We start from the raw sequence: 13,506 nt of genomic DNA on the forward strand, positions 1-13,506 counted from the left end.
GGTCCCGCGCCTCCCGCTCAGGCCTGGCCCGGGCCGCCGTCGCGGCGGCGTCGCAGGTAGCGCTCGAACTCCTTGGCGATGGCGTCGCCGCTGGCCTCGGGAAGCTCGCTGGTGTCCTGCGCCTCCTCGAGCGCCGAGACGTACTCGCCGACCTCCTCGTCGGTGTTCGCGAGCTCGTCGACGCCCCGCTCCCAGGCCCGGGACTCCTCCTCGAGCTCCCCGTGGTCGACGACGCTGTCCAGCAGGTCCTCGACGACGGTCAGCAGGGCGAGCGAGGCCTTCGGGCAGGGGACCTGGGCGGCGTAGTGCGGGATCGCCGCCCACACCGAGATCGAGGTCATCTCGGCCTGGTGCGCGCCGTCGGCGAAGACCCCGGTGATGCCCGTCGGTCCCTCGTAGCGGGCGGGTTCCAGGTCCAGCTCCCGGGCGAGTGCCTCGTCCTCGGTCGCCGTGGTGACCGGGATCGGGCGGGTGTGCGCGACGTCGGCGAGCAGGGCACCGAGGGTCACGACCGTCCCGACCCCGTGGTCCAGGCCCAGGTCGAGGATCTCGGTGGTGAAGGCGCGCCACCGGAAGGAGGGCTCGACGCCCGTGACGAGCAGGACGTCACGTCCGAGCCCCTCCGGGGAGGCCAGCTGCACCTGGGTGGTGTTCCACTGCACGCCGCGCGCGGGGCCGTGCCGGATGATGCGCGGGCGATTGACCTGGAAGTCGTAGTAGTCCTCCGGGTCGACGGCGGCGACGGTCTCCGCGTCCCACACCTCGCCGAGGTGCTCGATGACCCGGGAGGCCGACTCACCGGCGTCGTTCCAGCCCTCGAAGGCCACGAGCATCACCGGGTCACGCAGCTCCGGCAGGTCTTGGATCTCGATCACGCTCATCAGCGTACGACGCGGACCCACTCGCGCCATGGACCCGGTCCACCTCCCGCGGCATCTCCGGCGGGGTGCCACCGAAGGCGGGGCACAGCGGCTTGAAGTCACACCACGAGCACAGCCGGGAGGGCCGGGGCAGGAAGGTACGCTCCTCGATCGCCCGCTCGATGGCCTCGTGGACCGCGCGGACGTTGCGCTCCAGGCCGCGCAGGTCGGCCTCGTCGGGGGCGTAGCGCACGACCTGTCCGTCGCCGAGGTAGACCAGCTGCAGCAGGTCCGGCACCCGCCCGGTGAGGCGCCACAGCACGAGACCGTAGAACTTCATCTGGAACAGCGCCTGCCCCTCGAAGCGCTCCGAGGGGGCGCGGCCCGTCTTGTAGTCGACGATGCGCACCTCACCGGTGGGCGCCACGTCGAGCCGGTCGACGATGCCCCGCATGACGAGGCCGTCGACCTCGACCTCGACCTTCAGCTCACGGTCAGACGGCTCGAGCCTCGAGGGATCCTCGAGGGTGAACCACCGCTGCACGAGCCGCTCCGCCTCGCGGAACCAGGTCTCGTCCCCCTTCTCCCGCTCGCGGAGCATCTCGGCCAGCTCCGGTCGCTCCGCGACGAGGGCCTCCCAGCACCCGGGGAGCAGCTCGACCGCTGCCTCGGGGGTGCGCTGCTCCGCCGGCAGCTCGAAGAGTTCCTCGAGCACCGAGTGCACGAGCGTCCCGCGCGCCGCGGCGGGGGAGGGCGCCTCGGGGACGCGGTCGATGCTGCGCAGCCGGTACTTCAGCGGGCACTGCTTGAAGTCGGCGGCCCGCGAGGGCGAGATCGTGGGGGTGGGCACTTACGGCTCGTACCCCAGGTTCGGGGCCAGCCAGCGCTCGGCCTCCTTCATCGTCCAGCCCTTGCGCTCGGCGTAGTCCTCGACCTGGTCTCGCCCGAGGCGTCCGACGACGAAGTACTGGCTGTCGGGGTGCCCGAAGTACCAGCCGGACACCGCCGCGCCCGGCCACATCGCCATGCCGTCGGTGAGCTCGATGCCGATCTCGTCGACGTCGAGCAGCTGCCACAGCGTGCGCTTCTCGGTGTGGTCCGGGCAGGCCGGGTAGCCGGGGGCGGGCCGGATGCCCTGGTACTGCTCCTTGATGAGGGCCTTGTTGTCCAGGTCCTCGTCGGGGGCGTAGCCCCAGAACTCGCGCCGGACCCGGGCGTGCAGCCGCTCCGCGAAGGCCTCCGCGAAACGGTCGGCCAGCGCCTCGAGCAGGATCGCGTTGTAGTCGTCGTTCTCGGCCTTGAACTGGGCGATGCGCTCGGCCGCACCGAGGCCACCGGTCACCGCGAAGGCGCCCATCCAGTCGGGCACGCCGCTCTCCTTGGGGGCGACGTAGTCCGCGAGGCTGCGGTTGGGCACCCCGGGCCGGTGCTTGCCCTGCTGACGAAGCATGTGCAACGTGTGCGCGACCTCGGTGCGCGACTCGTCGGTGTAGATCTCGATGTCGTCACCGACGGAGTTGGCGGGATAGAGCCCGATGACGCCGTTGGCGGTGAGCCACTTCTCCTCGATGATCGTGTCGAGCATCACCTGGGCCTCGTCGTAGAGCTTGCGCGCGACCTCGCCGTGGGTGGGGCTGTTCAGGATGTCAGGGAAGGAGCCCTTCATCTCCCAGGCGTTGAAGAAGGGCTGCCAGTCGAAGAACTCCCGCAGCTCGGCCAGGTCGTAGTCCTCGAAGACCAGCCGCGTGGGGGTCACGTCGTGCAGGTGCGCGTGGTCGACCTCCCAGTCGATGGGGGTGCGCGCGGCCATCGCCTCCTCGTAGGTCAGCAGCGGGCGACCACCCTGCTTGGCGGCGTGCCGCTTGCGCAGCGCCTCGTAGTCGGCCTGGGTCTCCTCGAGGAGCAGGTCCCGGCCGGTCTTGCTCATCAGCTGGCTGACCACCGGCACCGACCGCGAGGCGTCCTTGACCCAGACGACCGGGCCGTCGTACTGCTGATCGATCTTGACCGCGGTGTGGGCCCGGGAGGTCGTCGCGCCGCCGATGAGGAGCGGGATGTCGAAGCCCTGCCGGTCCATCTCGGAGGCGACGGCGACCATCTCCTCGAGGGAGGGGGTGATGAGGCCGGAGAGGCCGATCGCGTCGGCGCCCTCCTCGCGGGCGGTGTCGAGGATCTGCTGCATCGGCACCATGACGCCGAGGTCGTGCACGTCGTAGTTGTTGCACTGCAGGACCACCCCGACGATGTTCTTGCCGATGTCGTGCACGTCGCCCTTGACCGTGGCCATGACGACGAGCCCCTTGGAGTGGCCCTCCTCCCCGGGCAGCTTGGCGGCCTCGATGTAGGGGATGAGGTGGGCGACGGCCTTCTTCATCACCCGGGCGGACTTCACGACCTGGGGCAGGAACATCTTCCCGGCCCCGAAGAGGTCGCCGACGACCCCCATGCCGTCCATGAGCGGGCCCTCGATGACCTCCAGGGGCTGGCGTCCCTCGGCCTCCAGCTCCTGGCGCAGTGCCTCGGTGTCGTCGACGACGTGGTCGTCGATCCCCTTGACGAGGGAGTGGGTGATCCGCTCACGAAGGGGCAGCTCGCGCCACTCCTCGTTCGCGGCCTCCTCCTTCTCCCCGCCTCCGCGGTGGCGCTCGGCGATCTCCAGGAGCCGCTCGGTGGAGTCCTCCCGACGGTTGAGCACGACGTCCTCGATGCGCTCGCGCAGCTCCGGGTCGAGGGTGTCGTAGGGGACCAGACCGCCGGCGTTGACGATGCCCATGTCCATGCCGGCCGCGATCGCGTGGTACAGGAAGACCGCGTGGATCGCCTCCCGCACGGGGTTGTTGCCCCGGAAGCTGAAGGAGACGTTCGAGACGCCCCCGGAGACGAGGACGCCGGGGAGGTTCTCCTTGATCCACCGGACGGCTTCGATGTAGTCGGTGCCGTAGGCGGCGTGCTCCTCGATGCCGGTGGCCAGGGCGAAGATGTTCGGGTCGAAGACGATGTCCTCGGCGGGGTAGCCGACCTCCTCGGTGAGGATCCGGTAGGCCCGCTCGGCGATCTCCTTGCGCCGCTGCAGGTTGTCGGCCTGTCCCGTCTCGTCGAAGCCCATGACGACGACCGCCGCGCCGTACTTGCGGCACAACCGCGCCTGCTCGACGAAGGGGGCGACCCCCTCCTTCATCGAGATGGAGTTGACGATCGGTTTGCCCTGGGTGCGCTGCAGACCGGTCTCGATGACCTCCCACTTGGAGGAGTCGATCATCATCGGCACGACGGAGATGTCCGGCTCGGAGGAGACGAGGTTGACGAAGGTGCCCATCGCGGCGACGCCGTCGAGCATCCCTTCGTCCATGTTGATGTCGATGACCTGGGCACCGCTCTCGACCTGCTGGCGGGCCACCGACAGGGCGGCCGGGTAGTCCGAGGCCTCGATGAGCTTGCGGAAGCGCGCCGACCCGGTGACGTTGGTGCGCTCACCGACGTTGACGAAGAGCGAGGCGTCGGTGACGTTGAAGGCCTCCAGGCCGGACAGGCGCAGCGCCGGCTCCACCTCCGCCGGCGTGCGCGGAGCGGCGCCGGCCGCCCCCTTCGCGATGGCGGCCACGTGCTCCGGGGTGGTGCCGCAGCAGCCGCCGACGATGTTGGCCAGGCCGGAGGTCGCGAACTCGGAGACGACCGACCCCATGTACTCGGGGTCCTGGTCGTACTCGCCGAAGGCGTTGGGCAGCCCGGCATTGGGGTAGGCCGAGATGAAGGTGTCGGCGACCCGGCCCAGCTCGGCGACGTACTGGCGCATCTCGTCCGCGCCCAGGGCACAGTTCAGCCCGACGGCCAGCGGTCGGGCGTGCCGGATCGAGTTCCAGAAGGCCTCGGTGGTCTGGCCGGTCAGGGTCCGTCCCGAGGCGTCGGTGATCGTGCCGGAGATGATGACCGGCCAGCGGCGCCCCTTCTCCTCGAAGAGGGTCTCCAGGGCGAAGATCGCCGCCTTGGCGTTGAGGGTGTCGAAGATCGTCTCCAGCAGGAGGAGGTCCGCGCCGCCCTCGACCAGTCCGCGGGCCTGCTCCAGGTAGGCCTCGGCGAGCTGGGAGAAGGTGATGTTGCGCATCCCCGGGTCGTTGACGTCCGGGGAGATCGAGGCGGTGCGGGTCGTCGGCCCGAGCGCCCCGAGGACCCAGCGGGGCCGATCCGGATCCGCCGCCATCGCCTCGTCCGCGCACTCCCGGGCCAGCCGCGCGGCCGCGACGTTGATCTCGTGGGCGAGCTCCTCCATGCCGTAGTCGGCCAGCGAGATGCGCTGCGCGCTGAAGGTGTTGGTCTCGATCAGGTCCGCGCCGGCCTCGAGGTAGCGGCGGTGGATGGCCCGCACGTGGTCGGGCTGGGTGAGGGAGAGCAGGTCGTTGTTGCCCTTGAGGTCGCTCGGCCAGTCGGCGAAGCGCTCCCCGCGGAACTCCGCCTCCGAGAGGTCGAGCTGCTGGAGCATCGTGCCCATCGCCCCGTCCATGACGAGAACGCGCTCCCGGAGGGCCTCGGTCAGGTCGGCGTGGGCATCGGGCCGCAGGTCGGCGTCGGACAACGTGGAGTTCCTGTCGGGACGGGGGTGGGTGGTCCACCACCCATTATCACCTTGGCGCTGCGTCGCCTAGGGTCTGGTCATGGCCGAGCCCTCCGAGACGAGCGTGCGGGGCCTGCGGCTCGCAACCATCGGGTCCGTCCCGATCTACCTCGGCTGGTCCTGGCTCGTCCTCGGCGTGCTCGTGCTCGTCATCGTCGGGCCGGGTCTGGCCCGCGGCTTCGGGACCGTCACCGGATACCTCATCGCCGCCGCCTACGCCGTCGCCCTGCTGGTGAGCGTCCTCGCCCACGAGGCGGCCCACGCGCTGGTCGCCCGCGTCTTCGGGCACACGGTCCACCGGGTCGTGGCCGACCTGTGGGGTGGGCACACCGCCTTCGACGCCCGCAATGGCACCGCCTGGTCGGCAGCGGCGATCGCCGTCGTCGGGCCGCTGGCCAACGGCATCGTCGGCGCCCTCGCCTTCGCCGGCGCCGCCGTGAGCAGCTCACCGGTCGTGGTCACGCTGCTCTCGGGCACCGCCTTCGTCAACGGTGCGCTCGCCGTCTTCAACCTGCTGCCCGGCCTGCCGCTCGACGGCGGCCAGATCGTGGAGTCCCTCGTCTGGGCCGCCACGGGCGAGCAGGGCAGGGCCCGGGTCGTCGCGGGGTGGTCCGGCCGGGTCCTCGTCGTCGTGCTCGCGGTGCTCGTCCTGCTCCTGCCGCAGCTGCGGGGGAGCCCACCGGACCTGACGCTCGCGGTGTGGACGGCGATCATCGCCGCCTTCCTCTGGTCCGGGGCGAGCTCCGCGATCGCCCACGGGCACGCCCTGCAGGCCCTCGGGCAGGTCGACGTCGCGGCCCTCGTCGAGCCGGCCGCGCCCATCGCCGCCGACCGGCCGGTCGCCGAGCTGACCTCCCTTCGTGCCCTGCCCGTCGTCGTCGACGCCACCGGCCACCCGCTCGGCCTCGTCGACCACGAGGCGCTGCGCTCGGTGCCGCCGTCCGCGGTGGCGGTCACGCCGGTCTCCGCCGTGACCGCCCAGGCGCCCGTGGGTTGGACCGCGGAGCTGGGCCCCCGCGACGCCGCGATGGACCTCGTCCGCGCCTTCCAGGAGTCCGGGTCCGGGGTCGTGGCCGTCACCCGCGGCGGGGTGCTCGCCGGGGTCGCGCGGGCGGAGCGGGTCAACGCGGCCCTGCGGCACAACTAGACTCGCGCCCCATGACCGCCACCGGAGCCCCCTACCGACGCGGCCCCTTCCAGGAGGGGGACCGGGTGCAGCTGACCGACCCCAAGGGCCGGATGCACACGATCACCCTCGTGCCGGGCAAGCAGTTCCACACCCACCGCGGCCACGTCGCGCACGACGACCTCATCGGCTCGCCGGACGGCGTGACGGTGACGAACACCTCCGGTACGGAGTACCTCGCCCTGCGGCCGCTGCTCTCGGACTACGTCATGTCGATGCCCCGTGGTGCGGCGGTGGTCTACCCCAAGGACGCCGGGCAGGTCGTGACGATGGCCGACATCTTCCCCGGGGCGACGGTCGTGGAGGCCGGCGTCGGCTCCGGCGCACTCTCGATGTCGCTGCTGCGCGCGGTGGGCGACACCGGCCGGGTGCTCTCCTTCGAGCGCCGGGAGGACTTCGCCGACATCGCGCAGGCCAACGCCCGCTCCTTCTTCGGCACCGACCACCCGGCGTGGACGGTGACCGTGGGGGACCTGGTCGAGGCCCTCCCCGAGGCCGTCGAGCCGGGCGAGGTCGACCGGGTCGTGCTCGACATGCTCGCCCCCTGGGAGTGCCTCGGCGTCGTCGCGGACGCGCTCACCCCCGGCGGCGTGCTCATCTGCTACGTGGCCACGGCGACCCAGCTGAGCAAGGTCGCCGAGGCGATGCGCGACCACGGCACCTTCACCGAGCCGGCGGCCTGGGAGTCGTTGCAGCGCGGCTGGCACCTCGAGGGTCTCGCGGTGCGGCCGCAGCACCGGATGCACGGGCACACCGGCTTCCTCATCAGCACGCGGCGGCTGGCCCCGGGCGTCCGCCCGCCGGACCGCAAGCGCCGTCCCGGCCGCGGTTACTCCGCCCAGGAGGAGGACCCGGGCACCGGTACCCCCGAGCAGCCACCCGGCGCCGACGACGCGGAGTGGACACCCGAGGCGGTGGGGGAGCGGGTCTCCTCTCCGAAGCGGGTGCGCAAGCTGGCTCGAGGAGTGGTCCCCCCGAGCCCCAGATGAGGCGAAGGGGGAGACTGGTGCACGGACCCACCGCACCAGGTGGAAGGAGAGGACCGGCATGACCACCGAACCGACCCCCGCCCAGCTGCGCGAGCTGCAGGACGAGCTCGCCCGCCAGAAGTCGCAGGCCGCGACGGTCGGCTCGCAGAACGAGCGTCTCGTGCGAACGCTCAAGGACGCCCGGCAGCAGATCGTCACGCTGCGGGAGGAGCTGGAGCGCCTCGCCCAGCCGCCCTCGTCCTACGCCGTGATCGTCGCGGTCCACGAGGACCAGACCGCCGATGTCCTCAGCGGGGGCCGCAAGATGCACGTCGCCGTCTCCCCGGCGGTGGAGTCCGAGGAGCTCGCGGTGGGCCGCGAGGCCCTGCTCAACGAGGCGATGAACATCGTCTCGGTGCATCCCGAGGACCCGGGCGGCGACGTCGTGGTCGTCAAGGAGGTCCTCGACGACTCGCGGCTGCTCGTGCTCATGCGCCAGGACGAGGAGCGGGTCATGCGCACCGGTGGCCGCCTCACCGACGGTGGCGTCCGTGTCGGGGACGCGGTGCTGGTGGACCAGCGCAGCAACATCGCCCTCGAGCTCATCCCGCGGGCCGAGGTGGCCGACCTCGTGCTCGAGGAGGTCCCGGACCTGGGGTACGAGGACATCGGTGGCCTCGCGCCCCAGATCGAGGCGATCCGGGACAGCGTGGAGCTGCCCTTCCTGCACTCCGAGCTCTACGAGCGCCACCACCTCAAGCCGCCGAAGGGGGTCCTGCTCTACGGGCCGCCGGGCAACGGCAAGACGATGATCGCCAAGGCCGTGGCGGCCTCGCTGGCCCGCGAGGTGGCCGAGCGGGACGGGCAGGAGTCCAGCACCGCCTACTTCCTGAACATCAAGGGCCCGGAGCTGCTCAACAAGTACGTCGGCGAGACCGAGCGCCACATCCGGCTGATCTTCCACCGGGCGCGGGAGAAGTCCGGTGACGGCACCCCGGTCGTCGTCTTCTTCGACGAGATGGACAGCCTCTTCCGCACCCGCGGGTCGGGGGTCTCCTCCGACGTGGAGACGACCATCGTGCCGCAGCTGCTCGCCGAGATCGACGGTGTCGAGGGCCTGGACAACGTCATCGTCATCGGTGCGACCAACCGCGAGGACATGATCGACCCGGCGATCCTGCGCCCGGGCCGGCTCGACGTGAAGATCAAGATCGAGCGGCCCGACGCCGAGGGCGCCAAGGAGATCTTCGGCAAGTACCTCACCTCGGACCTGCCGGTCCACCCGGAGGACCTCGAGGAGCACGACGGGGACGCCGACGCGGCCGTCGAGGGCATGATCGATGCCGCCGTCGAGCGGATGTACAGCGAGGACGACGAGAACCAGTTCCTCGAGGTGACCTACGCCGGCGGGGACAAGGAGATCCTCTACTTCAAGGACTTCAACTCCGGGGCGATGATCCAGAACATCGTCGACCGCGCGAAGAAGGCCGCGATCAAGGACTTCATCACGACGGGGACCGAGGGCCTGCGGGTCGGGCACCTGCTCGACGCCTGCCTCGCGGAGTTCAAGGAGAACGAGGACCTGCCGAACACGACCAACCCCGACGACTGGGCGAAGATCTCGGGCAAGAAGGGCGAGCGCATCACCTACGTCCGCACCCTCGTCGGCGGCAAGGTCGGCGGCGCCGAGCCCGGTCGCTCGATCGACACCGGCTCACGGACCGGCCAGTACCTCTGACGCCCCGGCCCCCGGCGCACCGTGTCGATGAGCTCCGGGGTGTCGAGGCCGGCCACCGGCACGACGACGCGGATGTGACTCGCGGGTACGACGGGCACTCACGCCGCTGCGCCGCGCCACGTCGCTGGTGGGCGGGGTTCGCGGTGGACGCGGTGGGGCAAGTGCCCGTCGTACCCGCGAATCACCTCGGCCCGGGTCAGCGGGAGAGCGAGACGGCGCCGGCGCCGGGTCCGGGCCGGTACCTCTAGCGCTCCCGGTCCAGGACGAACCAGGCCACGACCCGCCAGCCGATGAGGGTGACGGCGAGGAAGATGCTCGCGACGAGCACGAAGGGGGTCGCGGTGCCCTGACCGGTGAGGGCGCGCAGCACCATCCCGCCGAGCAGGGTGGCGATCCACACGGGCACCCCCTGGGTGAGCCGGGTCGGCCAGTCACGGGTGGCGGCCAGCACCGCGCCCCAGCCGAGCGCCAGGCCGGCGAGGAAGGGCCAGGCCGTGTGCCACCACGCCCCCGGGTCGAGTGGCTCGGCGTGCGTGGCCCGTCCGACGAGGGTGAAGACGGCCACGACGACCACGTCGATGACGGCCGTGAGCACCACCCGCGTGGGGAACCGCGCGGGCGGGTCGAAGGTCGCGGTCGTCTCCGGGTCGCTCATGTCTCCTCCTCCTGCAGGTGCGTCCGGATCTGCTGCACCAGCTCGGCGCGGTGCTGGGCCCCGACGGGCGTCGCGCCCGGGAAGGACGCGAAGCCGTGCGGGACGCCGACGTAGGTCGTGCCGCGGACCGGGACCCCGGCGGTCTCCAGGGCGCGCACGTAGCGCAAGCCGTCGTCCCGGATCGGGTCCAGCTCACCGGTCTGGACCAACGCGGGTGCCGCCCCGGAGAGGTCCCCGAAGAGCGGCGAGACGAGCGGGTCGCTGGGGGAGAACCCGTCCTCCCCACCGAGGTAGAGCCGGCGGAAGGCTTCGATCCCGGCCTCGGTGAGGATCGGCGCGTGCGCGTGCTCCCGGATCGAGGGGGAGGCCAGCGTGAGGTCGGTCGCCGGGTAGATCAGCGCCTGGTGGCGGATGACCGGGCGGCCCCCACGCCGCAGGTCGCGCAGCTGCTGGGCGACGACCGCCGCGAGGTTGCCCCCGGCGGAGTCGCCGACCAGCCCGATGCGGTCGGGGTCGTGACGGGCGTCCTCGCGCCCGGCGAGGGTGCGGGTGAACGCGATCGCGTCCCGGGCGGCGGTCGGGGCCCGGTGCTCCGGTGCCATCCGGTAGTCCACGCTCGCGACGACGGCATCGACCCGCTCGGCGAGGAAGCTGCACAGCGGGTCGTACATCCGCGTCGAGCCCTGCACCCAGCCCCCGCCGTGGAAGTAGACCAGCAGCGGTCGGGGCCGCGGCGTGGGTGCGGAGGGGCGGTACCAGCGAACCGGCAGCCCCACCCCCTCGTCGGTGGTGACCGGTTCCTCGGTGACGGTCACCCCCTTCGTGATGCTGCCGGTGATCCAGGAGAAGGGTGGGAAGGTCGGGTACACCTGCGCCCGGGAGGCGGCGATGTCGGCCGGGGTCGCCTCCTCGATCGGGCGCCGTCCGACGGTGTCCAGGTAGACGGTCAGGGCCGTGGTCAGCGGGGCCATGCCGGGGTAGGGCCGCTTCACGCCGCCGCCCCGTGCAGGTGGTGGCGGACCTCGCCGATGAGCTCCTCGGTGGCCGGGTAGCCCGCGGACGTGAGGCCGGGGAAGTTCACGAAGCCGTGCGGCGCACCGCGGTAGCGGGTGTGGCGGACCGGCACGCCGGCAGCGCACATCGCCTCCGCGTAGGCCTCACCGTCCTCCCGAAGGGGGTCCGCCTCCGCCGTCTGCACCAGGGCCGGGACGAGGCCGTCCAGCTGGCCGAGGGCGGGGGAGAGCGCGGGGTCGCGGTCGTCGGCCCCGTCGAGGTAGACGCTGCGGAAGGAGCGCATCATCTCGGGGGTGAGGATCGGGTAGTGCCGGTCCAGCCCGACGACCTCGCGGTCGGTGAGGTCGGGGGCCGGGTAGACCAGCGCCTGGTGGCGCAGCCCGGTGAAACCCTCGTCGCGCAGGTGCTGGGCCATCCCCGCCGCGAGGTTGCCGCCCGCGGAGTCACCGGTGACACCGACGGCATCGGTCCGTACCCCGAACTGGTCGGCGTACTCCAACGCCCAGGCCGTCGCGTCCCGGCAGTCGTGCACCGCCGAGGGGGCGCGGTGCTCGGGCGCCATCCGGTAGCCCACCGTCGCGACCACGACCTGCGCCCTCGCGGCCACCTGCGTCAGGTACGGGTCGTAGATCCCGATGTTGCCGATGACGAAACCGCCACCGTGGTAGTGCACGAGCAGCGGGAGCGGGCCGGGCACGTCGGGGCGGTGCACGCGCACCCGCATCCGGAAGCCGTCGCGCGCGGTCACCCGGTGGTCCTCGCTCGTGACACCGTCGGCGGGGGAGCCGATGATCCACGTGGCCGGTGGGCGAAGGGGGACGCTCCCGCGCATCCGCTTCAACTCGGCGGGCGTCATCTCCTCGGCCGTGTGGGCCGACCGGGTCAGCAGGTCCAGGACCCGGGTGCGCCAGGGCATCCATGTCTGCGTGCTCACGCCACCCATTCAACACGTCCCGGGCGCGGCCTACCCTGAGGCCATGAGTGTGCGTCGCGTCATGGGCATCGAGACCGAGTACGGCATCGCGGTACCCGGTGACCCCCACGCCAACCCGGTCGTGACCTCCGGTGACGTCGTCACCGCCTACGCGCGGGCCCACGGGCTGCGCGCGGCGCACGGGGCCTGGGACTACAGCGACGAGCACCCGCTCATCGACGCGCGCGGCTTCGAGCTGCCGCGGCAGCGTGCGCACGAGTCGCAGCTGACCGACGTCGAGGACCCCACGCTCGCCAACGTCGTGCTCGTCAACGGCGCCCGCCTCTACGTCGACCACGCCCACCCCGAGTACTCCTCGCCCGAGGTGACCACACCCCGCGACGCGGTGGTCTGGGACCGGGCGGGCGTGCTCGTCATGCGGGAGGCCGTCGGGCGGCTCGCCGAGCGGCCGCCGGGCATCAACCTCTACAAGAACAACACCGACGGCAAGGGCTCCTCCTACGGAACCCACGAGAACTACCTCGTGACCCGGTCCACCCCCTTCGAGCGGATCGTCTCGGGGTTGACCCCCTTCTTCCTCGCCCGGCAGGTGCTGTGCGGCTCCGGTCGCGTGGGCATCGGCCAGGAGAGCGAGCACCCCGGGTACCAGATCAGCTCGCGCAGCGACTTCTTCGAGGCCACGGTCGGGCTGGAGACGACCTTCAAGCGGCCGATCATCAACACCCGCGACGAGCCGCACACCGACCCGGACGTGTGGCGCCGGCTGCACGTCATCATCGGCGACGCCACCCAGGCCGACGTGGCCAACCTCGTCAAGGTCGGCTCGACCTCGCTCGTGCTGCGGCTCATCGAGGCCGACGCGATCGACCGCGACCTCGAGGTCCTCCACCCCGTCCAGGCGCTGAAGGTGCTCTCCCACGACCCGACCCTGCAGGCGAGCGTGCGGCTGCGCGACGGCCGGGACCTCACGGCGGTGCAGATCCTCACCGAGTACCTCGAGATGGTCACCGCCTTCGTCGAGCGCGAGGGCAGCGATCCGGAGACCGACGAGGTGCTGGCGCACTGGGAGCGGCTGCTCGAGCTGCTGTCCGGGGACCCGATGGACGCGGTCGCGGACATCGACTGGGTCGCGAAGCTGGCGCTGCTGGAGCGCTACCGGGAGCGGGACTCCCTCTCCTGGGACGATCCGCGCCTGACCGCGATCGACATCCAGTTCTCCGACGTGCGCGCCGACAAGGGGATCTTCCACAAGCTGGAGACCGCGGGGCGGATCACCCGGCTGACCACCGACCAGGAGGTCGCCGCGGCCGTCCGCACCCCACCGGAGGGGACCCGGGCGTGGCTGCGCGGCCGGGCGGTGGAGCTCTTCGGCGAGGACATCGTCTCCGCGTCGTGGGACAGCCTCGTCGTGCGGTTGCCCCGCTCCGGGCGGGTCACGAGGGTGTCGCTCACCGATCCCCTGGGCAGCGACCGGTCCCGGACCGAGGCACTCCTCTCGAAGGGTGACCTCGAGGACCTCGTGACCGACCTGGGGGCATAGGC

10 protein-coding genes are annotated in these 13,506 nt (G+C 71.7%); 4 read left to right on the forward strand and 6 right to left on the reverse strand.

Features of this window, described 5'->3' with window-relative positions:
* Positions 1-17: 17 nt before the first annotated feature.
* The 3 genes from JCO01S_RS03750 to metH are packed head-to-tail and all read right to left on the reverse strand — an operon-like array spanning position 18 to position 5,358.
* Positions 18-875: a PAC2 family protein gene (locus tag JCO01S_RS03750; RefSeq protein WP_068250921.1), complete on the reverse strand. Its 858-nt coding sequence runs from the start codon at positions 873-875 to the stop codon at positions 18-20.
* Positions 841-1,710 carry a RecB family exonuclease gene (locus tag JCO01S_RS03755; RefSeq protein WP_084342596.1) on the reverse strand — a complete coding sequence of 290 codons (870 nt, stop codon included), beginning with the start codon at positions 1,708-1,710 and terminating at the stop codon, positions 841-843. The genes JCO01S_RS03750 and JCO01S_RS03755 overlap by 35 nt, the downstream gene beginning before the upstream one ends.
* Positions 1,711-5,358, reverse strand: coding sequence for a methionine synthase (gene metH, locus JCO01S_RS03760; RefSeq protein WP_084342605.1), 3,648 nt, complete (start codon positions 5,356-5,358; stop codon positions 1,711-1,713).
* Positions 5,359-5,509: 151 nt separating this feature from the next.
* Here metH and JCO01S_RS03765 point away from each other — a divergent pair, with 151 nt between their 5' ends.
* Genes JCO01S_RS03765 through arc form a run of 3 tightly spaced genes read left to right on the forward strand, consistent with a single transcriptional unit; the run spans position 5,510 to position 9,361 of the window.
* Positions 5,510-6,616, forward strand: a complete 1,107-nt coding sequence (locus tag JCO01S_RS03765; RefSeq protein WP_068250932.1) for a site-2 protease family protein — start codon at positions 5,510-5,512, stop codon at positions 6,614-6,616.
* Between the two features lie 11 nt (positions 6,617-6,627).
* Positions 6,628-7,644, forward strand: a complete 1,017-nt coding sequence (locus JCO01S_RS03770) for a tRNA (adenine-N1)-methyltransferase (protein WP_068250933.1) — start codon at positions 6,628-6,630, stop codon at positions 7,642-7,644.
* A gap of 58 nt (positions 7,645-7,702) precedes the next feature.
* Positions 7,703-9,361 carry a proteasome ATPase gene (arc, locus tag JCO01S_RS03775; RefSeq protein WP_068250934.1) on the forward strand — a complete coding sequence of 553 codons (1,659 nt, stop codon included), beginning with the start codon at positions 7,703-7,705 and terminating at the stop codon, positions 9,359-9,361.
* A gap of 244 nt (positions 9,362-9,605) precedes the next feature.
* On the opposite strand, the gene JCO01S_RS03780 is transcribed toward arc, so the two are convergent.
* The 3 genes from JCO01S_RS03780 to JCO01S_RS03790 are packed head-to-tail and all read right to left on the reverse strand — an operon-like array spanning position 9,606 to position 11,964.
* Complete coding sequence (locus tag JCO01S_RS03780) at positions 9,606-10,016, reverse strand: DUF3054 domain-containing protein (protein ID WP_084342597.1); 411 nt, start codon at positions 10,014-10,016, stop codon at positions 9,606-9,608.
* Positions 10,013-11,008, reverse strand: a complete 996-nt coding sequence (locus tag JCO01S_RS03785; RefSeq protein WP_068250937.1) for an alpha/beta hydrolase — start codon at positions 11,006-11,008, stop codon at positions 10,013-10,015. Before JCO01S_RS03785 ends, JCO01S_RS03780 begins: the two co-directional genes overlap by 4 nt.
* Entirely contained in the window at positions 11,005-11,964 is a 960-nt protein-coding gene (locus JCO01S_RS03790; RefSeq protein ID WP_169796891.1) for an alpha/beta hydrolase, read from the reverse strand. Before JCO01S_RS03790 ends, JCO01S_RS03785 begins: the two co-directional genes overlap by 4 nt.
* Before the next feature lie 43 nt (positions 11,965-12,007).
* On the opposite strand from JCO01S_RS03790, the gene dop reads away from it, so the two are divergent.
* Positions 12,008-13,504, forward strand: coding sequence for a depupylase/deamidase Dop (gene dop, locus JCO01S_RS03795; protein WP_068250941.1), 1,497 nt, complete (start codon positions 12,008-12,010; stop codon positions 13,502-13,504).
* Positions 13,505-13,506: the final 2 nt, after the last annotated feature.

The sequence above is a fragment of the Janibacter corallicola NBRC 107790 genome (genome assembly GCF_001570965.1).
Lineage (GTDB): Bacteria > Actinomycetota > Actinomycetes > Actinomycetales > Dermatophilaceae > Janibacter > Janibacter corallicola.